Genomic DNA, 19,930 nt, shown 5'->3' on the forward strand with positions numbered 1-19,930 from the left:
CAATCCGGGCAAAAGAAAAGGGGGCCGGATTGCTCCGACCCCCCAATCTTTACCGTTGCCGGTTCGCTTACATGCCCGAACCCGGACCGTAAGTGATTTCGACGCGACGGTTCTGCAGCTCGCGCACGCCGTCCGCAGTCGGAACGCGCGGGTTGGCTTCACCGAAGCCCTGGCTCGAGATCGAGCCGTCGGGGATGCCGTGGCTGGTCAGGTACGAACGAACCGAAGCGTTACGACGCTCCGACAGGCCCTGGTTGTACTTAGCCGAACCCGAACGGTCGGTGTAACCCGCGAGCATGATCGGCACGCTGTCGCAGTTCGCGTAAGCGCTGACGGCGCTGTCGAGAATGGTCGACGCTTCCGGCGTGATGTCCGACTTATCCCAGTCGAAGAACACGATGTACGGGCCCTTGTTGCACACCGGCGGCGGCGGCGGGGGCGGCGGGGGAGGCGGCGGCGGGGGCGGCGGGGGCGGCGGGGGCGGCGGGGGAGCCGCTTCTTCGCCACCGAAGTTGTACGCCAGCGTACCCAGGATCGAGTGCGAGCGCCAACGGGTGCTTACGTTGTCGCCAGCGGGGCTGACGAGGTCAACGTTCGACACGTTCTGGAAGCGGTACTTAAGACCCACGTCCCAGTGCGAGCTGAGCGGAGCGCGGATACCCGCGATCGCCTGCCATGCGAAGCCCGTGTCCGAATCGTCGATCACGTCGGCGTGAACGCGAGCAACACCGGCGCCACCGCCGACGAAGCCCTGCAGACCATCGTCCGGACCGAAGTCCAGAAGGCCGTTCACCATGAACGACAGGTTGCTCATGTCAGCGCCGCCAGAGTTCTTGATAGCAGCCTGGCGATAGCTGGCTTCGGTTTCCAGACGGAAGGGGCCGAAGTCATAACCGAGAGAGGCGCCGCCGTCGAAGCCCTTCTTGAAGTCGAGCTGAGCAGCGTTGTTCACGCCGTCAATGTCGACATCAGCGTCTTCGACGATCATGCCGCCGAAACCACCTTCAAGATACCACGACTTGTCGCGCGCCAGCGCGGGAGTGGCGAAGGCGGTCGAAGCCAGCGCCAGTCCAAGGACGAGTTTCCTCATACGTTTCCCCTACTAAGAGATTTGGAGCCACCGAGTGCGAGAGTGTCTAACCGCATGGCTTTGCGTGTGCAAGCGCACATTAAACGCGACTGTTGCAAATTTGTCGCGTTTTCGGGAGCTTGGGAAATCGTCGCGCCCTCAATATCCTGATTCTGCAACACCCCGAAGGACCCCTGTTTCCTTGCATCCGTTATTCCATGGGAAGAATTCCCAAGGCTTGGAGAGCCGAGACCAGATCGTTGATCGCGGTCCGAGCCTCCCCATCAACACTCGACCCACCAAGTGGTTCCACGGGGATAGAACCTTTTCTCCAGTAACCGAAAAACAGCATTCCGGCGCCGGACGCCCGGTTGAAGACGCGCATGCCGTCGCGCGGGGGGATGAAGACCCAGGCGCCGCTGCGCTGCACTGCAATATGGGCGTCGTGACCAGCCCATTCGCCGGTCGCACCCGGAGCGACGATCCATGTGTCGTTTTCCTGCGCGTTTTGTGCAGGTGTGGCCGTCTCGCCAAGGACGGTGCAATGGAGCAGCAGGTCGGTGAGCATCGTCGCTTCATTGACGAACACCTCCTTCTGCGCCTGTCCGGCGTGGAGAAGGGGAAGGGCGAAGCGAGGGCTGGCGCTGGCGAATTCGATGGGGTCAGGCATGAATGCGGCTCCGTTTGTTTAAGGCAGATCAGGCGAGGGGGCCGAGCGGAAGGGCGTGCGACAGGGCATGAGTACCCTGTTGACGCACGCGCAGGACCGCGTCGGGCGCGGTGGCGAGGAGACGGTCGCGCGTGGCGGCGTCGATCATGAGCAGCGGTTCGGTGCAGATCCAGCTTGCTACCGGCGCGTCGGGTTCGCCGAGCGTGACCAGATAGCGCTCGTTCTGTTCGACGAGCGGCACGTCGATGCCGTCCTGCCATGACCATCCGCCTCTGGCCCGGCGAGTCCACGCATACGTGCGCGCGCCGTCGTTGGCGGTTATGCATCGCGGGTGGACGGGCGAGAGCGGGCGCAGGCCGATGCCGTCGAGATGCACCGGGGACGCAGCGGCAACCGCGTCTCCGCGCCCGAGGGCGAGCACCTGCCGTCCCGGCGCGCTGCCGAGTTTCGCGGTGCTGAGGGGAACCAGCCCGGCTCGAAGGAGAACGAAGGCTTCTCCTGCCGCGTGACTGCCGATCATGGCTTCGGTGCCGCCGCGCCCGCGCAGCAGGCCTTGCAGGCGCCAGCGGCCTTCGCCGAGCGAAGTTGCATGCACGAACTGTACGATCTCCTCACCGACGAGAGCGAGATTCGCGCCTTCCGCGATCCCGGCCATGTCGGTGCCGACCAGCTGCATCGCCGGATCGACAAGGGTGACGATCAGCTCCGAACCACGGTCGAAAAGCAGCGGGCTGGCCGGGCCGAGCAGCGAAACCGCTTCACCGATGACCGCCCGATTGCGTCCACTGGGGCCAAGCGGCTGCAGAGCACCGTCGCCGCGATCGGCGTAGAGTGCAGTGCCGCTCCACCCGGCGCTTGTGGCGGAAACGGCGGCGACGGGGCGCGGCGTGTCGGGTGAGCCTTCGTTTGCATCGAAGGGCAGCTCTAAGGCCACTAGGCGGGTCAGGCCGGGGCCGATGTCTGCGGGCGGATTGGGTCGTCCAGGGTCCGAACCCAGCGCCGGGGCGATGTCTGCACCGGTGGGCGCGGCGCGTTCCAGAGCCAGCTCGACACCGCCATCGCGCCATTCCCAGTCGCGCACGCGCCAGTGGCCGTCGATGCCCGGCAGAGCGACGAGGGCGCCGGGTGCGACTTGTGGGTCCAGCTCGCAGGTGCGCCACGAAATGCGATCGCGCGACCAGTCCACCCGCCGCGCGGTACGCTCTATCAGTGCGCGGGCGGAGGCTGCGGACAGCGCTGCCGGCAAGTCGATGGCACCGGGTTCGCCCGACGCGACGCGCCCCGTCGCGCGTTGCACTCCGGCCTGATAGTCGCGGTCGAGATCGTAGTAGCGCAGGATCTGCGGCGGGTTCTCGACCGGCGCGGCGCGGTGCCGGGCGAAGCCGGAGCGGGCGCCGAAGGAATCGTCGTCAGTCGGGATGGCCGGTTCGGGCAGCGTGAAGACTTCGTGCTGGCGCCGCTGGCGGGCGATGACCAGCGCATCGCCGGCAGCATCGATTTCCAGCGGCTCGATCTGGTCGAAAGCCTGCAGGTCGGCGACGGGTGAGGCTTCGCTGGTATATCCCGCAAGGCCCGGCAGCGGAACGGCGGCGTCGGTGTCCTCTACCAGCGGGCCGATCACGTCCTGCAGGGTGAAATCGTCGTCGGCGATCGCCTCGAACGTCAGCGATGGGATGCGGTTGTAGAAGCCGGACAGGTCGAGATCCTCGACCACCACATAGGCGAGGTCGCGCCACGCCGGGCAGCGGGCGGCACCCTCGGCAGAGACGATGAGCGGGTCGGGGGCCTGGTCGCCCGTGCCGGTGTGGACGCGCAGGGTTCCGGCCGCTTTCAGGGCTCCGTCCGCACCGCGCAGCAGCTTGCCGTCGGCCCAGATGCGGCCCAGCGCCTTGATCGGGCGGCTGGCCAGCGCGACCGCGAAGTTGGCCGAATAGGTGTAGGCGGTCAGGGCGGGGCTGCCCTTGCCGGTGCCCTGCACTTCGCTGCGTTCGACAAGGTCGGTCGCCCAAATCACCGTGCCCGCCGTGCGCATCCGCCCGAAGTGGCGCGGCAGCACCTGACCGTAGCTGGACGACGTGACCGCCAGTTCGCGCAGACGCGGACCCTGACGGCTGCCGGAACCGAACAGCGCAGAATCGAACTGCCGCCCGATCAGCGAGCCTACCGCGCCGCCGATGGGCCCGCCCAGCATCGTGCCCAGGCTTCCGAAAACGAGAGTCGCCATGTCGGCTCCTTTATTGAGTGGAGAAGCGCCAGTGGCCGATAAGCGGCCAGTCGGCGGGCAGCGGGCCGATCACCACTTTGCCAAGGCCCGCATGGGCGTGGACCACGGTGCCGGGATCGGCGGCGATGGCGAGGTGGAGCTGGCAGGACGCGGGGCGCAGCATCAGCACGTCGCCCCGCGCGATGCCGCCGCCCGCCGGCATCAGGCCGAGGCTCTTGGCCAGTGCCGACAGGTCCGGCGCGTTACGGTGGCGCAGGGGGTAACCGGTCGGCAGCGGCGCGGGTCTGCCCAGCCGTGCCAGCGCTGCCGCCAGTACGCCCACACAGTCGAGGCCGGATGCCTCGGTGCGTCCGTGGAGGCGAAAGGGCGTGCCCGCCAGAGCGCAGGCGGCGGCGGCAAGATCGTCTCCGGTCATCCCTGCGGCCCCGGATAGCGGGTGAGCATGTCGTTGCCCGGCAGGAACGGCTCGCCCCGGAAATTCACGGCATTGCCGAAGCGCCTGGCACAGGTGTCCAGCGTGCGGTCGCAGCCCTGCCGCAGCAGCGCGCGGGTGCCGGTGGGGATGGTCGGGTCAAGCGGCACGTCCACCACCAGCGCGCCGGATTGCGTGCCGTCCATCACGCCCATCGCCTGTCCTGCCTGCGGACCGTCCAGCCAGCGCAAGGTGCCTCCGGCATGGATCGCGGCATCGGGGTCATCGGTGAAGCGCGCGGCATTGCGCACGGGATCGATGACCGCCAGCCGCACCTCACGCGTGAAGGCCTGCGGGTTCAGGTTGCAGCCGGGGCCGCAGAACGTGGCGCGGCAGGCCGGGCTGGTGCGCGGGGTGGGATCGCGCCACAACTGCGCCTTGCGCGAGACAAGCTCGGCGGAGAACGCGCCGTCTTCTTCCGCGACGGCGCCGATGGTCCCGGCATAGAGCACTTCACTCTCCAGGCTTTCCCAGTCGATCAGCCCGATCCGGACCTGCGCGCCGTCGAACTTTCCGGCGGCAAGATCGGCGCCGTCGATCGCCTCGTGCGTCAGCGAGCCCCGCACTTCGGCGCTGTCGGCTTCGAAACCGGCGCTCTTGCGCAGGGCGCTGGGCACCATGCCGGGGGAGGCGCGGTGGAGCACGCCGTCGAACCACAAGTCGGCGTCGTGCGATGTCAGGCCCAGCGTCACCCCGTCTGCGCGCAGGATGCGCCAGAAGGTGGCCGCGGTTTCAAGATCGCGGGCGAACCAGGCGCGGGTCATGACGCCTCCCGGATTTCGACGACCGGCACGCTGGGCGCTTCGCCTGCGGCGAACGATGCGCCCGCGATCTCCAGGCTGTCCTCGGCAAAGCGGACCGGCACGTCGAACAGGAACCCGGCGCGCACTTCGGAACCGTGGGCCGGGGCTTCGGCAAAGGCGATCACACCGCCTTCGGCCAGCGTCCAGTTGCCGACCTGCAGCGCGCCGTTCACCGACACCACGATGGTCGCGAAATCGGGGCGGGTGATGCGGCGCAACTGCGCCCCATCGCCACTTCCGTCGCCGTAGCGTTTCACCAGCGGGAAGTCGGCCTTGAGGCCATCGCCGGTGCCGATCAACTGGTCGAGCGGGCCGGGCGCGCCGACCATGCCGCTGGAACTGTGGTCGCTGGGATCGCGCAGGCGAAAGCCCCGCGCCGGGCCGCGCCGGGCACGGAAAAAGGCGATCAGCGCGCCCAGCTCCGCCTCGGACCGAACGCCGGGGCCGACGTCGAAGCGCAGGCGGGCGTTCGACCACAGCGCATTGCGCCGCTCGAACCCTGACGCGGTGACGGAGACGCTGGTGGAGAATTCGGGCACTATGGTAGCATCCCGGCCCAGCGCCAGCGGATAGAGCACGTCGTCGAAGGCCTGCATGGGGTCGGCTCCTGAGATGCGGGAAGGGGGCAGCCGCACGTATCCGTCACGCGCGACCTGTGGCAGCGCCCAGACGACGACTTCGTGCGGGGCGCGGGACAGCGCTTCGTCGATCCCGGCGTCGATCAGCCGCCACTGGTCGCGTTGATCGGGACGCAGGACGAACCCGGCGAGGTAGTCCTGTTCGTGCGGCGGGTAGCCGAGCCGGGCATCGACTTCGGCATGGGCATTGCGGCGATGGGCGTCGGCACCGGCAGTCAGCCAGTCGTAATCCTCCACCTGCAACCGGTCGAACGCAGGCGCGGCCCAGCCGAGCGGGAGGTTGGCGCGCTTGAGTTCAGGCATGTCGGGCGCGAGCAGCGTCGGCGTGAAGACCAGCGCCAGCGATTCGACCGGGGCGGGGGCGACTGCGGCGCGGACGGCGTTGACGAGGTCGGCGGTCGATTGCGCCAGCAGCGCCCCGGCGTGATCGAGCAGCGCGGTCTGCGCGTCGGACAACGATGCACGCATGTCCGGGATGGTGGGCGGCGATCCACCGAATGCGGCACGGGCGGCCTCGTCGTAAAGGTGGATGCGGCCATCGGCCACGGTCCACCACCAAGGTTCGCCTACCTGAAAGCGCACGGGCGCGCCGGTTTCCGCCGCAATCTGTGCGAACTCTGCGCCGACCGATTGCAGCCACCCCATTGCTTCCCGGTTTGCGGGTGAGAGCAGGGTGGAAGGCGGGTCCCAGCCGGTAAGGGCAGGATTGCCTTTCATGTCGCGCTGCTTCCAGCCTTCCGGAGCGTGCTGGTCCAGCAGTTCATAGGACAGCGATATCATCGGGCTGAGGCCCGCCGCGTGGCATCCGGCGAAGAAGGCCCGGTGCCAGCTGCGGGTGGGGCCATTGAGCGGGTCGCCATCCTGCCCGGTCAGGAAGCGGCCATCGATGTCCCTGAGCCGGAAATAGTGGCTCATCCCGACGTAATGCACCACCGAGCCGCGATAGCCCAGCTGGCGCAGACCGCGCAGCAGCCGCGCGGGGGTCTGCACACCCTGATCGTCATAGCCGGTGGCGATGGCAAGGCCGTTGGCGGGCATCGCCACGTCGCCAATCTCCAGCATTGCGCGGGCGCCGTCGGTGGCGATTTCGGACATTTCTATCCAGCCTTCGGCCTCTGCTGGCAGGGGGGCAGCGCTGGCGCGGTCGTAGCCGGGCGGGGCGAAGGAAATGAACATCCGCTCGATCGCGCCGGGCCACACCCGGTCGGCGTCGGCGGGCAGGGCGAAGCCGCCATCCAGCGCCGAGAAGTCGAGCGCTATCTTTGCGTCCTCGCCCGACCCCTGCGCGTAGTTCCAGAGGCGCACGTACCAGCTACGCGGCGCGCCATTCTGGTCCTTGCCTTCGATCGTCAGGGTCGGGCCGTTGATGGCGTCGAGCGGGATCACGCCTGACGAACGCCAGCGGAACCGCAGCGAGGTGTGCGCGTAATCGCGGTCGGTGCGGTAGGCCAGCAGCGGATGATCGAGCGTATCGACGCTGTCCCAGATCAGCCCGCCCAGATCCGCGCGGCGCAGAAAGGATGCCTCCACGCGCAAGGCATCGGGCGCGGTGGACACGATGGTCGCCACCATCGGGCGGGGGAAGTTGACGGTCCAGAAACGTGGGTCGAAGCGCATGATCCAGTCGCTCGCCTGACCCTCTCGCTTGCTGGCGAGCCAGAATGCCATGAGGTTTTCCTTAGTTTGAAAGCGCGCGGCGCACGGCGCTGGCCACCTGCCGGGAGGAGCGCTGCAGCGACTGCGGCGTGCTGGAGCCGCGCGGGGCCGAAAGGTTGATCGCCACCCGCACGTCGCGGCGGGCGGGGCTGCCGGTTTCGATGCGACCGGCAGAGGTGGGGACGAACAGTTCCGGCCCCCGCTCGCCCACGACATAGCCGCGCCCCGGCGCGACGTTGCCGCCGGTGGCGCGACCGGGAAGGCCAAGTGCGCCCGTCAGCACGCCTGACAGGTCCAGCCCGCCGCCCGCGCCACTGCCGCCGACGAGCGCCGAGGCCAAAGTTCGCGCGGCTTGCCCGGCGATGGCGTCGAGCGTGGACGACGCGGTGCGCTTCAGGTCGTCGAAGCTGAGGCTGCCTTTGCGGATCGCGCCGGAAAGCCCGCGCTCCAGTGCATCGCCCGCGCGGGTGAACCCGGAAACGAGGTTGCCGTCCACCTGCCCGCGCATCTGCGCGATGTCGCGGGCGAAGCCATCGGTACCGGCGCGGACCTCCACGAGGAGGCTGTCGATTTCATCGTCCATGATCGTTCTCCATCAGCCTGTTGAGCGCAGCCCGATCGAAGCCGGGGGCGGTGTCGGGAGAAAGCAGGCCCAGCGCGGCGGCCAGTTCGGCGGGGGTGGCGATCCAGAAATCGTGCGGCCGCCAGCCGAGCGTGCGCGCGGCCAGACCGCACAGGGCCAGCGAAGCGGCCGCAAAGGTCACGCGCTGCCTTTCAGAATCTGACCCAGCAGCATGCGCAGGGGCGCGGCGACGGCGGCAAGGCCCTGCGCGACGACTGCCTCGCCTACCATCTCACGCGGAATCGCGGGGTCGGCCAGGCAGTGCCAGAACAGGGCGGCGATCTCGGTCAGGCGCAGCTGGCCCGACCCCGCCCGCTCGACCAGCGCGAACAGCGGGCCGAGTTCCTCCTCCGCCGCGACCAGCGCGGTGAAGGTGGGGCGCAGCAGGTGCTCCGTCCCGGCGATGACGAGCGTGGCTTCTCCGCGCAAGGCGTTCGCCGTCATGCCGGGACGACCTGTCCCGAGCTTTCCAGCTGCAGGGTGTAGTTGCGTTCGCCGTTGAAATCGCCGGCATAGTCGAGACGCTGGACGAGGAACCTGCCGCGCAGCCGCTCGCCATCCTCGAAGCTGAGTTCGTAGCTGTCGAGCGTGCCTGCCATGGCGTTGGCGCGCACCTGCGCCTCAGCCGCACTGCCGAGGAAGATGCCTGCAGCGCTGACCGAGACGGAGCGCACTCCGGCGCCCGACAGCAGTTCGCGCCAGCCGCCGCTGTCCTTGGAGGTGACGACCACGGCATCGCCGGTGACGGACATCTGCGTGGTGCGCAGCCCGGCAACGGTCTGGTAGACGTCGGGGGTTGCACCGTTGGAAATCTTGAGAAGGAAGGCGCTGCCTTTCTGGGCGGGCATGGGGTTTCTCCTTTGGTGTTTTGGTCGGGCAGGCTGCGGTCACGCAGCCAGCAGGCGGAACCGGTATTCCAGCAGGATCGCGCGGCGGCTTTCGCCGCGCTGTTCGGCACGGGCGCGCAGGAACTGGATCGTCGCCACCTGAAAACCCGGCTGCGTGCGCGGCAGGCTTTCCACCCGCGCTTCGATCGCAGCGACGAGGGTGGCTGCGGATGCGGGCGCATCGCCCCGGCAGTGCAGTTCCAGCGCCACGCGCACTTCGCGGCCCGGTGCGGTCTTGCAACTCCAGTCGGTGCTGGCGCTGGATGCGATGGCGAGCCACGGCAGGCTGGTGCGCGACGGTGCTTCCTCGACCACGGCGTTGCAGCCGGCATCCAGCGTGGCGTCGGCGGCGAGCCATGCGATCAGGGCGGCGCGCAAGGCGATTTCCATGGCTTATCCTTTCGCGAAAAGCGGCCACAGCAGGCCAGCGTTGCGCCAGCGGGCGCCGTCCCTGCGGGCAGCAAGGCGACGGCTGGTGGCCCAGGCGACCGCCAATGCGCCTGCTTGCGTAGACAGTCGCCGGGCGACGGCGTCGAAATTCGTCTCGGCAGTCATGTCAGGCGCATCCGCCGCCAGGGGCGCCATAGCGCGGCAACCGAGGCGGGCGGCAGGGGCGCGCTGCCTGAACCATCGCGCTCTCGGTGCTGATGCGCGGCGAGGCGGACGATGCCATGGCGCAGGCCTTCGGGCAGGGCGTTCCACTCGGGAGCGAGACCGGCGGTGAAGCGCACCGCGACGCGGCTGGCCGCGCCGGGGGACGGCAGACGCACGCGGCCCGTGCCGTCTGCGTCGAGGTCCGCTTCCCAGCTGCCGGAAGCAAGGGCGCTGCGGGCACCGTCGGCGGCGATCGTCTCTACAGCGGCGATGGCCAGCACCGGGCGCGTCGCCAGCCGGTGCCAGCCGGCGCGGGCGGGGAGCAGTTCCTCGCACTCGGCTTCCACGGGCAGGGTGCCGGTGAACGCCTCGCAGGTTTCCAGCGCGGCGGACAGCAGCGCGGTCAGCGGGGCATCGTCCCCGCCGGTGGTGATGCCCAGCCATTGCTTCAGCTCGGCAAGCGCCGGGGCCGGCAGCGTGGCCGGGGTGAGGATGACCCGCTTCATGGGTGTCTCCGATAACTTGGGGGAAGGGGCTGCGTGCCTCGCAAGGCCGGTCACCCGCGCTGCCGGAGAGGGGCGGCGGCGCGGGTGCTCGACCCTGGATCAGGTCGAGATCTTGAGCAGCTTGATCGCGTCGGAATCCAGCACCTGTCCGCCGATCCGCTTGGTGGCGTAGAAGTGGACGAAGGGCTTGTTGGTGAACGGATCGCGCAGGATCGAGGTGGCCGTGCGTTCGGCGATCAGGTAACCGGCGCGGAAGTTGCCAAAGGCGATCGGCAGGGCGCCGGCGGCGACGTCGGGCATGTCCTCGGCTTCGACCACCGGATAGCCGAGCAGGCGGTTGGGCTGGCCTTCCATCAGGCCCGGCTGCCACAGGAACGAGCCGTCCGCCGCCTTCAGCTTGCGCACCTGCGCCAGCGTCTTGGAGTTCATCACCCAGCTGGCGCCCTGACGATGCCCAGCCTTCAGCGAGTGGACGAGGTCGATCAGCTTCAGTTCGGGCGACGCGTCGAAGGCGGTGGCATGGCCCGAGACGACGTGCTGCAAGGTGCCGAACGCGCGGGTGCCGTCAACGGCGGCGCTGGTCGCTCCGTTCAGGAAACCGCGCGGCTGGTTGGTGCCGGTGCCGGTGACGAAGGCAGCGCCTTCGGCGCGGGCGAACTCCATGGCGATCTCGTCCGCCAGCCACGACTGGATGTCGAACGCGGCGTCGTCCAGCATCGCCTGGCTTGCTGCCGGGTTGGCGTAGAGTTCGCCGGACGGCGGGGCGATTTCCGCGAAGGACGGCGTTGCGGTTTCAGCGCGGGCAGCGGTTTCGCTCACCCAGCCGGATGCGGTGCCGCCGGTGGTGATGAGCTTGCGGTAGCCCGCAGAGCCAGTCTGCACCACCTGCGCGATGGAGCGGATCGGGCTGATGTTCTTCAGCCGGGCAGAGATCAGCGCGTCGATTTCGCGCGGGACGGCATAGCCACCGTCTGCCGCGACCGCGCCCGAGAGCGACTTCAGTTCGGTTTCGCGGCCCTGTCGCAGATAGCCCTGGACGAAGCTCTTCACTTCAAGGCTGGGCGCGGCGCCCGTGCCTTCGATCAGCGGCCGGGCAGCGGCGCGCGATACGCGGTCGAGGCGGGCCTTCACATCGTCGACGTCGCTGCGAAGCGCAGTGACGGCGGCGTCGGTCGCATCCTGACGGGCGACCAGATCGAACGAGGCGTCGATCGCCTCGACGGGAGAAGTGGATTCCATGGGTAGGCACCTTTCGTTGGTGGGAAACTTGGGGGATGAGGGATCAGTCCGGAGTGGCAGGCGAAACCAGATGCACCCGCGCGCCGTGCTGCATCGGGTGAGTGACGAGGCTGACCTCGAACAGCTCCAGATCCAGCAGTTCGCGCCCCGCTTCGGAGCGGCGGCTGGAGCGGGTGCGGTAGCCGAACGACAGGCCGGTAACGGCGCCGCGCTTCAGCGCCAGCCCAGCCGCGCCGTCTGGGTTGTCCACCCGCGCCACCACGCGCAGGCCGCGTTCGTCCTCCGTCGCGGTTTCGACCCAGCCGATGCGCAGGTCGGGGCGATGCTGCCAGAACAGCGGGATCGGATCGCTGCGCTCGGCAAGGCTGCGGGCGAAGGCCCCGGCGCGGATGGTGTCGCGGCCGGCGTCTGGCTTGCCGAACAGGGCGGCGTAACCGGCGAAGCGCATCATCGCAGCAGCTCCGTCGCGCCAAGCCGCACCGTCAGGCCCAGCAGCAGCAGGGCAAGCGCGCCGCGCATGAACCAGCTGAGCACCGTGCGGCGCGCGCTGGACTTGGCGTCGCGCCACGCCTGCAGCAGTTCGCGCAGCTCGCTCACGTCCTGCGGGGCGGTGGCGTCATCCAGACCGATGCGTGCCAGCATCCGCCGGGCGCCCAGTTCGCTCGCTTCCTCGACCACGGCGCGCAAAGTGACGATGTCGCTTCCCTGAGAGGCCGCTTGCGCCAGCAGCCCTGCCAGCATGTCGTTTGAGTTCATGATTTGTTCCCTTCATCAAGGCCCAGAAGACGGCGCTTCTCGGCGGTGTCGAGGAAGTCTGCGGCGTTGATCTGCGTCCACAGCCGCTCACGGTCCTCGGCCAGTGCGGGCACGCGGTCCAAGTCGATGGCAAGGGTTGCGTCGGGGAACCACGGGGCCAGCCCCTCGCCGATGGCGGCAAGGATCTTGGCGGCCAGCGGCAGCAGGGTCAGCCGCCACAAGGCGCGATTGGCCTCGCGGTAATTGTTGTAGGTGGCATCGCCCGGCAGCCCCAGCAACATCGGCGGGACACCGAAGGCCAGCGCGATGTCGCGTGCGGCGGCGGCCTTCAGCGTGGCGAAATCCATGTCGGCGGGCGTCATCGCCATCGCCTGCCAGCTGAGGCCGCCTTCCAGCAGCATCGGACGCCCGGCGTTCGCCATGCCGGAATAGGCGGCGGTCAGTTCGGCCTTCAGCCGGTCGAATTGCTCGGACGTCAGCGCCGATCCGTCGCCGCCTTCGTAGACCAGAGCGCCCGATGGCCGCGCGGCATTCTCCAGCAACTGCCGGTTCCACGTGGAGGCGGCGTTGTGCGTGGCGATGGCCTGGTCGGCGGCGCTCAGGCAACCGGCGCCATAGTGGTCGTCGCCGGGATGGAACGTGCGGATGTGGATCACATTGGGAGAGGCGTCCTCGTCCAGCAGCGGGATCGACAGGCGGCGTCCGGCGACGTCGTAGGCATAGGCGGCGGGCCAGCCGTCCTCACCGGCCACCACGCTGACGCGCTCGGGCCTGAGGGCGAACAGCTCCACCGGGCGACCGCGCGCGTCCTTCATCACTTGCACATAGGCATTGCCGTGAAGCAGCAACTGCGAGGCCAGTGTTTCCAGCAGCGACTGCCCGGCGCTGGTATCGGCGACCAGCGCTGCCAGTTGCGCGTCGACCGGCTTGAGCGGTGCGCCGCCGATGCCTTCGGCCACAAGGCGCACGGCCCGCTGGGCGACCGGGTTCTCCAGATAGGCGCGGCGGACGGCGGCGTTGTATTCAAAGGGCGCGGCGCCGTCTCCGGTCTGGCCGAAGAACCACGGCGATGCGGAGCCTCTTGCGAGGGGGACGCGGTCGCCTGTGCCCTTGAAGGCGGCGATGAGCGATTCGAGGAAGGACACGGGGGACGGTTCCTTTCAGAAGAAGGGGGAAGCAAAGAAGGGGAAGTTCTGGGGCCATCGCCCCAGACCCCGGAAATGTCGGCCTTGCGTAGTCAGCAGCCTCAGGCTTGCGCCGCAGACTTTGAAGTCTCCCGCCTCACCATGAGTGCACGACATAGCTGCGCGCGTGCCCTCGACGGTACCGGGGGTGCAGGGGGGCGATGCTCCCCTGCTTTTCTTCCTTCAGGCCATTCTGACCCGAGGTTCCGCAACCTTGCCAAGCATCAGTTCGGTCAGCGCCCAGACCAGCGCATCGGCGCGGTCCGGCGATCGGCCCGGCCCCTGATAGGCACCGCCTGCGACCAGCCCGCACAATTCGTCCTCCAGTCGCGCGAAAGTGCCGACGTGATGCACCCGGCCCGCTTCGTAGAGCGCTGCGACGGGCTCGGCGCGGGCGGCCTTGCCCCGGCTGGCGTGGACCAGCCGAAGCGGCAGCGAAAGCTGTGCCGCGCGCAGGACCGATGCGACCATCGCGCCACCCTGATTCGCTTCGGCGACGACGCGGTCGGCGTTCCAGGCCTGCGCCGTGTCCGCGACGGCGCGGGCCCAGCGTTCCGGGCCTGCCTTGCGGACCGATGCGTCGGCAAGAACATGCGCCTTGCCGTCGGCGCACAGGCCCGCCACCACGATCCCGCAGGCATCGCCGTTGGCCGAAGCAGGCGGATCGACGGCGACGACGATGCGCGTCAGGTCGGGCGCGGTATCCGTTCGGCAGGCTTCCAGCAGGCCGCGGGTCCACAGCGCGCCTTCGATGTCGGCAATCAGTTCGCCGTCCAGTTCCTGCCGCGCCAGCAACGATGTGCCGAAGCTGCGGCGCATGTCGCTGAGGAAGCGGGTGGGTAGGTTGGCGCGGTTGTCCTCGGTCCGGCCACGGGTGACGCGGGTGTCGTCGCCCGGTTCGGCCAGCAGGCGCTGCACCAGTGGCACCGCGCGGGGCGTGGTGGTGGCCAGCACGCGCTGGTCCTCACCCAGACGAAGGCCCAGCAGCAGGTTGTCCCAGGCGCGCGTGGCACGGGCGGATGCGTTGTCCCACTTGGCGATTTCATCGCACCAGGCATGGCTGTGCTGCGGACCGCGCAGCGCTTCGGGTTCCTGTGCGGAATAGAGCAGGGCCTGCGCGCCGTTGGGCCAGACCAGCCGCCGCAGCGACGGTTCGAACACGGGCCGGTGACGGCCGGGGCAGACCGGCATGACGCCACTTTCCCCTTCCACCATCACCGCGCGCACTTCGGGCAGCGTGGCGCCGACAAGGGCGATGCGGGCGGCAGGGTCGGCATCGGCGATGGCGCGGACCCATTCGGCCCCCGCGCGCGTCTTGCCGAAGCCGCGCCCGGCCATGACCAGCCAGGTGCGCCATTCTCCGGACGGCGGCAGCTGTTCGGGACGGCCCCAGAGCTGCCAGTGCGTAAGCAGTTCCTCCTGTTCCTTTGCGCTGAACTTGCGCAGTTCGGTGCGGCGTTCCTCCAGCGGCAGGGCTTCCAGCGTTTCGAGATGGTCACTGATCGACATCGATGACCTTTTCGGCAGCGGGGAGGGTGGGGGTGGCAGGAGCGGCAGCCAGGCGGCGCTGCTTGATCTTCTCGATCTTGGCGTTGATCGCGTCGATGATCGCCTCGGAATTGCGGTTCTCGATCACGGCGCGCTGGCGGGTGGCGCTGTCGCGATGGGCCACGAGCAGGCGCAGCGCGGTGGCATTGTCGAACACGCGGGTGCCGCGCTTCGCGCCGGGGGCGGGCTTGATCTCCCCTTCGCGCAGGCGATGGAGCAGGTTCAGTTCCAGCAGGTCATAGCCTTCGCACAGGGCTTCCTGCCATTCGCGGTAGAACTCGGGGTCGGCGCGGCGCGCTTCATACGCCTGCGCGGTGTTGATCCCGGCGGCGCGGGCGGATGCGGCGACGTTGGACGTCGCTGCCAGTTCGGCCAGGAATACGCGGCGCCAGCTCCGGGTGGAGGCGCGCGTCGATTTGCTTCCCGCAGGCTTCGCCGTGCGAGGCAGGCTTGTGTCCGCCATCGTGCTGTCCGTCTGTTCGAGGAGGGAAGGAGTGACTCGTCCTTCGCCGTATGTTCCTGATATGTACCGATATGGCGCAGTAATGTCAAGTGCAAATAACCAATTTGGTTTTCAGCTTCACGCTTGCCGCGATGCGGTGCGGCTTCTAATCAGGGCGCGACTTGCCTTGGGGGAACTTGAATGCTGCGCCGCCTCTACGAATGGACCATGGCCAAGGCGGCGCACCGCCATGCCGGCTGGTGGCTGGCCGCGTTCGCGTTCATGGAGGCCAGCTTCTTCCCGGTGCCGCCGCACCCCCTGCTGGGCCTCATGTGCCTGGCAGAGCCGAAGAAGGCGATTCGCTTTGCCGCCATCGCCACGCTGGCGTCGGTCGCGGGCGGCCTGCTGGGCTATGCGATCGGCCACTTCGCCTATGCCGCCTTCGGCGAAGCGCTGCTGAAGGCGCTGCACCTGTCGGAAAGCTTCCCCAAGGCGGCGTGCTACCTGAACCTTTACGGCGCTCAGATCATCATCGTGAAGGGCGCAACGCCCATTCCGTTCAAGCTCATCACCATCACCGCCGGGTTCATCGGCATGAACCTGCTGGTGTTCATCGGTGCCTCGATCGTTTCGCGCTCGATCAGCTTCATGATCGTGGGCGTGCTGTTCCGCCTGTTCGGTGCGCCGATCAAGGCGGTGATCGACAAACATCTGGGCAAGGTGACGGTGGGCTTCGTGGTCCTGATCGTGGCGGGTTTCATGGCCGTCAGCCTGTTGGGCGGCGGTTCGAAGGATACGAATGAGAAGTGCGCGTCGGCGGTCGTTCTACCTTCGACCTGATCCGGACTGACGCAAAGCTGCAACCCGGAGTGCCTACGCCTATTCCATCGTATGGTTTGCATTGACCGCGCATCAGTGCACAAGTCGACGTAAGTTCATGAGAGGGAATGTGCAGCCATGTCCAAGATCGCCATCGTCGTCGGCAGCCTTCGCGCTGAATCCTTCAACCATCGCGTGGCCGAAGCGCTGACACGCCTTCCTGCAGGGCAGGGGCATGATTTCACGTTCGCCGACATCGGCTCGCTCCCGCTTTACGATCAGGACGACGACGCCGATCAGGCGGACAGCGTAAAGGCGCTGAAGGCGCTGATCGCCGATTCGGACGGCGTGATCTTCCTGACGCCCGAATACAATCGCTCGATGCCCGGCGTGCTCAAGAACGCCATCGACCATGCCTCGCGCCCCTATGGGCAGAGCGCGTGGTCGGGCAAGCCGGCGGGTGTGCTGGGCGTCTCGGTCGGCGCGATCGGCACTGCACTGGCGCAGCAGCACTTGCGCAACGTGCTGGCCTACCTGCACATGCCGACACTGGGGCAGCCCGAAGTGTTCCTGCAGTGGAAGGACGGCCTGGTGACGGAAGAAGGCACGATCGGCGAATCGTCCGCCGCATTCCTCGACGGCTGGCTGCAGGCGTTCCTTGCCCTCGTCGAAACCCACGGCGGGTAACACATATGTTAATGCAGGACACAAATGCGAAGCGTTGCGTGCCCGGCGTTAAACCTCATCTTCATGGTTTTAGGTCCAAGTATGGGATGCGCGGTTAGTTTATGACGATTGCGTGACGGCCACGGCTCGATTATGGGCCGCGGCTTCACGTGCAGGGATGACAAGGAGATCTTGCCGGTGCGCCAGATTGCCGTTCTTCCCTACCGCACCGTCGGGCCCGCTATCGACGCGCCGATCCAGATTCTCCTGATTACCTCGCGCAGCTCGCGCCGCTGGGTGATTCCCAAAGGCGGCCTGATGAAGGGCATGGCACCCCACGCCGCCGCATCGCAGGAAGCGGAAGAGGAAGCGGGCGTGCTGGGCGCGACCTGTCCGGTGCCGCTGGGCTCGTACCGCTATCGCAAGCAGCGCAATTCCGGGGCGTCGGTCTGGGCTGATGTCGACGTCTATCCCTTTGCGGTGACGGACGAACTTTCCACATGGGACGAACAGCATCAGCGCGAACGACGCTGGTTCTCGCTGGAGGAAGCGGCTAGGGCGGTCGACGAAGAGGACCTTCGGGCCCTTATCCGTTCCTTCGGCGCCAGAGAATTCCGCGCCGCCGCCAGTCCCGCGCGCCTGTTCGGCGCTGCCGTGGATTCGGTGGCCAGCAAGACAGGGGTCAATGCCATGTTCGCCTGGTTCCAGAAGCTGCTGCCCGAACAGGGCAACTTCTTCGACCTGTTCGAGAAGCAGGCCGCCACGCTGGTGGCCGGCGCCGATGCGCTCGCCCGCCTGGCGCAGGGCGGCCCCGGCCGCGCCCAGCACATCCGCGAAATCGCCGAGCGTGAGCACGACGCCGACGACATCACGCGCGAAGTGCTGCAGACGGTGCGCCGCAGCTTCCTGACCCCGTTCGACCGTTCGGCGATCACCGACCTCATCAACACGATGGACGACGCCATCGACGAGATGCAGCAGACGGCGAACGCGGTCGATCTGTACGAAGTGACCGAGTTCGAGCCCGAGATGATCGACATGACCGCGATCATCGTCGACGCCGCGCGCCTCACCGCAGAAGCGATCCCGCTGCTGCGCAAGATCGGCGACAATGGCCACCGCCTGCACGAACTGACCGAGCGCCTTGTCCGCATGGAAGGCCACGCCGACGAAATTCACGCCGCCGGCCTCAAGCGTCTGTTCAAGGCGGACCTGAAGGAGCCGATGCACTTCTTCGTGCGGCAGGAAATGTTCAAGCGTCTTGAGCGCGTGGTCGACCGTTTCGAAGACCTCGCGAACGAGATCGACGGGCTGGTCATCGACCACTCTTAAGGCTTTCATCAATGGACCACAGCCTCGCCCTGCCGCTGCTGATCGGCCTTGTCGCGCTTGCGCTGGCGTTCGATTTCCTCAACGGCCTGCATGACGCCGCCAACGCCATCGCCACCGTGGTGGCGACGCGGCTGCTTTCGCCGGTGTTCGCGGTGCTGTTCGCCGCAGCGGGCAACTTCGCGGCCTATTTCTTCATGGGCCTGCACGTTGCCGAAACGGTGGGCAAGGGCATCGTCCAGGTCGATGCGGTAACTCCTTCAGTAGTCTTCGGGGCGCTGGTGGGCGCGATGTTCTGGAACGTGCTGACCTGGGTGAAGGGCATTCCCTCCAGTTCCAGCCACGCGCTGATCGGCGGCCTGCTGGGCGCGGGCATCGCCCACGGCGGATTCGGCGTTGTGGAAAGTTCGGGCACGGTGAAAACCATTGCGGCGATCTTCGTGTCGCCGGTGCTGGGCTTTGCCATCGCGATGCTGCTGATGCTGCTGACCAGCTGGCTGTTCAAGGGCTCCAGCCCGCGCCAGTCGAACGGTATCTTCAAGAGCCTGCACCTGCTGTCCAGCGCCGCCTATTCGATCAGCCACGGCGGCAACGATGCGCAGAAGACGATGGGGATCATCGCCGTGCTGCTCTATTCGACCGGCCACATGAGCGGCGGTTTCCACGTTCCCGAATGGGTGGTGCTGTCCTGCTACGCGGCGATTTCGCTGGGTACGCTGTCGGGCGGCTGGAAGATCATCAAGACGATGGGCTCCAAGCTGACCAAGCTGAACCACCATTCCGGCTTCTGCGCGTCGACCGCGGGTTCGATCGTGGTCTTCGGCGCGTCGGCGCTGGGCATCCCGGTTTCGACCACTCACGCCATTACCGGCTCCATCGTCGGCACGGGCGCGGCCCGGCGCTCCAGCGCGGTGCGCTGGTCGGTGGCAAGCCGCGTGATCGTGGCCTGGTTCGTCACCATCCCCGCCAGCGCGGCGGTGGGTGCGGCGTTCTACCTGCTGACGCGGGCGTTCTGAAGGCATCGCCATCCCGGACATGATCCGGGACGACGTATGGTCCGGCCGCGCCTTCAAACTCGACAGGCCGCGCCCCAGCCTCTAGGCCCGATGTTCAGCCATTCCGAGGAACGCCGCCCCGTGAAGCTTATCATCGGCAACAAGAACTACTCCAGCTGGTCGCTTCGCGGCTGGCTTGCGTGCAGGCAGTCGGGCCTGCACTTCGACGAGATCACCGTTCCCCTGTTCGGCGAGGAATGGGAAGCCTTCAAGAAGACCTCCGACGACCTCGCGCCCAGCCAGGGCAAGGTGCCGATCCTTTGGGACGGCGACGCGGTCGTGTGGGATTCGCTGGCCATCGTCGATTATCTGGCAGACAAGGTGGGCCGCGACCGTTTCTGGCCCAAGGACGATGCCGCGCGCGCCATGGCCCGCTCGATGGTGGCGGAAATGCATTCCAGCTATCTGGCACTGCGGCGCAACTGCCCGATGAACATCCGCGCCCGCGTGGAATTGCCGGGGCTTGAGGACGAAACCCGCACCGACATCGTGCGCATCCTGACGCTGTGGGCAGAGGCCCGGGCGCGCTTCGGCAAGGGCGGGCCTTTCCTGTTCGGCACCTTCGGCGCGGCTGACGTGTTCTATGCGCCCGTGGTTAGCCGGTTCCTGACTTACGGCATCGGCGTTCCCGGCTTCGCACAGGCCTACATGCAGGCGGTGTGGGAGCACGAATGGATGCAGGCCTGGATCTCCGCCGCCGAGGCGGAGGACTGGGTCATCGAACAGTACGAGACCCCGGTGGCCTGAAGAC

At 67.7% G+C, this 19,930-nt stretch carries 24 protein-coding genes; 5 read left to right on the plus strand and 19 right to left on the minus strand.

Annotated features, from left to right (window positions below; translation table 11 throughout):
• Positions 1-67: 67 nt before the first annotated feature.
• From GGR40_RS10920 to GGR40_RS11010, 19 genes are all read right to left on the minus strand, one after another.
• On the minus strand, positions 68-1,090 hold the full coding sequence (locus tag GGR40_RS10920; protein ID WP_429276271.1) for an OmpA family protein: 1,023 nt from the start codon (positions 1,088-1,090) through the stop codon (positions 68-70).
• A gap of 190 nt (positions 1,091-1,280) precedes the next feature.
• Complete coding sequence (locus tag GGR40_RS10925) at positions 1,281-1,739, minus strand: DUF2793 domain-containing protein (protein ID WP_429276272.1); 459 nt, start codon at positions 1,737-1,739, stop codon at positions 1,281-1,283.
• A 28-nt stretch (positions 1,740-1,767) separates the two neighbouring features.
• The gene (locus GGR40_RS10930; RefSeq protein ID WP_429276273.1) at positions 1,768-3,963 is read right to left on the minus strand and encodes a GTA baseplate fiber-binding domain-containing protein; all 2,196 of its coding nucleotides are present in this window, start codon (positions 3,961-3,963) and stop codon (positions 1,768-1,770) included.
• A gap of 10 nt (positions 3,964-3,973) precedes the next feature.
• Complete coding sequence (locus tag GGR40_RS10935; protein ID WP_429276274.1) at positions 3,974-4,378, minus strand: hypothetical protein; 405 nt, start codon at positions 4,376-4,378, stop codon at positions 3,974-3,976.
• Positions 4,375-5,199, minus strand: coding sequence for a DUF2163 domain-containing protein (locus GGR40_RS10940; protein WP_429276275.1), 825 nt, complete (start codon positions 5,197-5,199; stop codon positions 4,375-4,377). Before GGR40_RS10940 ends, GGR40_RS10935 begins: the two co-directional genes overlap by 4 nt.
• A complete protein-coding gene (locus GGR40_RS10945) occupies positions 5,196-7,544 on the minus strand; it encodes a phage distal tail protein, Rcc01695 family (protein WP_429276276.1) in 2,349 nt (782 codons plus the stop codon). Before GGR40_RS10945 ends, GGR40_RS10940 begins: the two co-directional genes overlap by 4 nt.
• Positions 7,545-7,554: 10 nt before the next feature.
• On the minus strand, positions 7,555-8,115 hold the full coding sequence (locus GGR40_RS10950) for a tail tape measure protein (protein ID WP_429276277.1): 561 nt from the start codon (positions 8,113-8,115) through the stop codon (positions 7,555-7,557).
• Positions 8,105-8,296 carry a phage tail assembly chaperone gene (locus tag GGR40_RS10955; RefSeq protein ID WP_429276278.1) on the minus strand — a complete coding sequence of 64 codons (192 nt, stop codon included), beginning with the start codon at positions 8,294-8,296 and terminating at the stop codon, positions 8,105-8,107. Before GGR40_RS10955 ends, GGR40_RS10950 begins: the two co-directional genes overlap by 11 nt.
• A complete protein-coding gene (locus GGR40_RS10960) occupies positions 8,293-8,598 on the minus strand; it encodes a gene transfer agent family protein (RefSeq protein ID WP_429276279.1) in 306 nt (101 codons plus the stop codon). Before GGR40_RS10960 ends, GGR40_RS10955 begins: the two co-directional genes overlap by 4 nt.
• Positions 8,595-9,002, minus strand: a complete 408-nt coding sequence (locus tag GGR40_RS10965; RefSeq protein WP_429276280.1) for a phage major tail protein, TP901-1 family — start codon at positions 9,000-9,002, stop codon at positions 8,595-8,597. Before GGR40_RS10965 ends, GGR40_RS10960 begins: the two co-directional genes overlap by 4 nt.
• Before the next feature lie 39 nt (positions 9,003-9,041).
• Positions 9,042-9,431 (minus strand): DUF3168 domain-containing protein, encoded by a 390-nt coding sequence (locus tag GGR40_RS10970; RefSeq protein ID WP_429276281.1) that lies wholly within the window; start codon positions 9,429-9,431, stop codon positions 9,042-9,044.
• A 3-nt stretch (positions 9,432-9,434) separates the two neighbouring features.
• Positions 9,435-9,596: a hypothetical protein gene (locus tag GGR40_RS10975; protein ID WP_429276282.1), complete on the minus strand. Its 162-nt coding sequence runs from the start codon at positions 9,594-9,596 to the stop codon at positions 9,435-9,437.
• Complete coding sequence (locus GGR40_RS10980) at positions 9,593-10,141, minus strand: head-tail connector protein (protein ID WP_429276283.1); 549 nt, start codon at positions 10,139-10,141, stop codon at positions 9,593-9,595. Before GGR40_RS10980 ends, GGR40_RS10975 begins: the two co-directional genes overlap by 4 nt.
• Before the next feature lie 99 nt (positions 10,142-10,240).
• Positions 10,241-11,380 (minus strand): phage major capsid protein, encoded by a 1,140-nt coding sequence (locus GGR40_RS10985; RefSeq protein ID WP_429276284.1) that lies wholly within the window; start codon positions 11,378-11,380, stop codon positions 10,241-10,243.
• 43 nt (positions 11,381-11,423) lie between these two features.
• Positions 11,424-11,828: an HK97 family phage prohead protease gene (locus GGR40_RS10990; RefSeq protein ID WP_429276530.1), complete on the minus strand. Its 405-nt coding sequence runs from the start codon at positions 11,826-11,828 to the stop codon at positions 11,424-11,426.
• Complete coding sequence (locus tag GGR40_RS10995) at positions 11,828-12,136, minus strand: DUF6127 family protein (RefSeq protein ID WP_429276285.1); 309 nt, start codon at positions 12,134-12,136, stop codon at positions 11,828-11,830. The genes GGR40_RS10990 and GGR40_RS10995 overlap by 1 nt, the downstream gene beginning before the upstream one ends.
• On the minus strand, positions 12,133-13,281 hold the full coding sequence (locus GGR40_RS11000) for a phage portal protein (protein ID WP_429276286.1): 1,149 nt from the start codon (positions 13,279-13,281) through the stop codon (positions 12,133-12,135). The genes GGR40_RS10995 and GGR40_RS11000 overlap by 4 nt, the downstream gene beginning before the upstream one ends.
• 222 nt (positions 13,282-13,503) lie before the next feature.
• Positions 13,504-14,829 carry a DNA-packaging protein gene (locus tag GGR40_RS11005; RefSeq protein WP_429276287.1) on the minus strand — a complete coding sequence of 442 codons (1,326 nt, stop codon included), beginning with the start codon at positions 14,827-14,829 and terminating at the stop codon, positions 13,504-13,506.
• Positions 14,816-15,331 (minus strand): hypothetical protein, encoded by a 516-nt coding sequence (locus GGR40_RS11010; protein WP_429276288.1) that lies wholly within the window; start codon positions 15,329-15,331, stop codon positions 14,816-14,818. The genes GGR40_RS11005 and GGR40_RS11010 overlap by 14 nt, the downstream gene beginning before the upstream one ends.
• 180 nt (positions 15,332-15,511) lie before the next feature.
• Here GGR40_RS11010 and GGR40_RS11015 point away from each other — a divergent pair, with 180 nt between their 5' ends.
• The 5 genes from GGR40_RS11015 to GGR40_RS11035 all read left to right on the plus strand — a co-directional run bounded on the left by GGR40_RS11015 (position 15,512) and on the right by GGR40_RS11035 (position 19,926).
• Positions 15,512-16,150 (plus strand): YqaA family protein, encoded by a 639-nt coding sequence (locus tag GGR40_RS11015; RefSeq protein ID WP_429276289.1) that lies wholly within the window; start codon positions 15,512-15,514, stop codon positions 16,148-16,150.
• A 117-nt stretch (positions 16,151-16,267) separates the two neighbouring features.
• Entirely contained in the window at positions 16,268-16,816 is a 549-nt protein-coding gene (locus GGR40_RS11020; protein ID WP_429276290.1) for an NADPH-dependent FMN reductase, read from the plus strand.
• A gap of 177 nt (positions 16,817-16,993) precedes the next feature.
• Positions 16,994-18,127, plus strand: a complete 1,134-nt coding sequence (locus tag GGR40_RS11025) for a DUF47 family protein (RefSeq protein WP_429276291.1) — start codon at positions 16,994-16,996, stop codon at positions 18,125-18,127.
• A gap of 11 nt (positions 18,128-18,138) precedes the next feature.
• Positions 18,139-19,140, plus strand: coding sequence for an inorganic phosphate transporter (locus GGR40_RS11030; protein WP_429276292.1), 1,002 nt, complete (start codon positions 18,139-18,141; stop codon positions 19,138-19,140).
• 120 nt (positions 19,141-19,260) lie between these two features.
• Complete coding sequence (locus GGR40_RS11035; protein WP_429276293.1) at positions 19,261-19,926, plus strand: glutathione S-transferase family protein; 666 nt, start codon at positions 19,261-19,263, stop codon at positions 19,924-19,926.
• Positions 19,927-19,930: the final 4 nt, after the last annotated feature.

It is taken from the genome of Novosphingobium gossypii (genome assembly GCF_050433305.1).
Classification (GTDB): Bacteria; Pseudomonadota; Alphaproteobacteria; order Sphingomonadales; family Sphingomonadaceae; genus Novosphingobium; species Novosphingobium gossypii.

Bases quoted from the DNA above. Each gene is read 5' to 3' on its own strand.
- GGR40_RS10920 (WP_429276271.1), bottom strand. From the start codon at position 1,090: ATGAGGAAACTCGTCCTTGGACTGGCGCTGGCTTCGACCGCCTTCGCC.
- GGR40_RS10925 (WP_429276272.1), bottom strand. From the start codon at position 1,739: ATGCCTGACCCCATCGAATTCGCCAGCGCCAGCCCTCGCTTCGCCCTT.
- GGR40_RS10930 (WP_429276273.1), bottom strand. From the start codon at position 3,963: ATGGCGACTCTCGTTTTCGGAAGCCTGGGCACGATGCTGGGCGGGCCC.
- GGR40_RS10935 (WP_429276274.1), bottom strand. From the start codon at position 4,378: ATGACCGGAGACGATCTTGCCGCCGCCGCCTGCGCTCTGGCGGGCACG.
- GGR40_RS10940 (WP_429276275.1), bottom strand. From the start codon at position 5,199: ATGACCCGCGCCTGGTTCGCCCGCGATCTTGAAACCGCGGCCACCTTC.
- GGR40_RS10945 (WP_429276276.1), bottom strand. From the start codon at position 7,544: ATGGCATTCTGGCTCGCCAGCAAGCGAGAGGGTCAGGCGAGCGACTGG.
- GGR40_RS10950 (WP_429276277.1), bottom strand. From the start codon at position 8,115: ATGGACGATGAAATCGACAGCCTCCTCGTGGAGGTCCGCGCCGGTACC.
- GGR40_RS10960 (WP_429276279.1), bottom strand. From the start codon at position 8,598: ATGACGGCGAACGCCTTGCGCGGAGAAGCCACGCTCGTCATCGCCGGG.
- GGR40_RS10965 (WP_429276280.1), bottom strand. From the start codon at position 9,002: ATGCCCGCCCAGAAAGGCAGCGCCTTCCTTCTCAAGATTTCCAACGGT.
- GGR40_RS10970 (WP_429276281.1), bottom strand. From the start codon at position 9,431: ATGGAAATCGCCTTGCGCGCCGCCCTGATCGCATGGCTCGCCGCCGAC.
- GGR40_RS10975 (WP_429276282.1), bottom strand. From the start codon at position 9,596: ATGACTGCCGAGACGAATTTCGACGCCGTCGCCCGGCGACTGTCTACG.
- GGR40_RS10980 (WP_429276283.1), bottom strand. From the start codon at position 10,141: ATGAAGCGGGTCATCCTCACCCCGGCCACGCTGCCGGCCCCGGCGCTT.
- GGR40_RS10985 (WP_429276284.1), bottom strand. From the start codon at position 11,380: ATGGAATCCACTTCTCCCGTCGAGGCGATCGACGCCTCGTTCGATCTG.
- GGR40_RS10990 (WP_429276530.1), bottom strand. From the start codon at position 11,828: ATGCGCTTCGCCGGTTACGCCGCCCTGTTCGGCAAGCCAGACGCCGGC.
- GGR40_RS10995 (WP_429276285.1), bottom strand. From the start codon at position 12,136: ATGAACTCAAACGACATGCTGGCAGGGCTGCTGGCGCAAGCGGCCTCT.
- GGR40_RS11005 (WP_429276287.1), bottom strand. From the start codon at position 14,829: ATGTCGATCAGTGACCATCTCGAAACGCTGGAAGCCCTGCCGCTGGAG.
- GGR40_RS11010 (WP_429276288.1), bottom strand. From the start codon at position 15,331: ATGGCGGACACAAGCCTGCCTCGCACGGCGAAGCCTGCGGGAAGCAAA.
- GGR40_RS11015 (WP_429276289.1), top strand. From the start codon at position 15,512: ATGCTGCGCCGCCTCTACGAATGGACCATGGCCAAGGCGGCGCACCGC.
- GGR40_RS11020 (WP_429276290.1), top strand. From the start codon at position 16,268: ATGTCCAAGATCGCCATCGTCGTCGGCAGCCTTCGCGCTGAATCCTTC.
- GGR40_RS11030 (WP_429276292.1), top strand. From the start codon at position 18,139: ATGGACCACAGCCTCGCCCTGCCGCTGCTGATCGGCCTTGTCGCGCTT.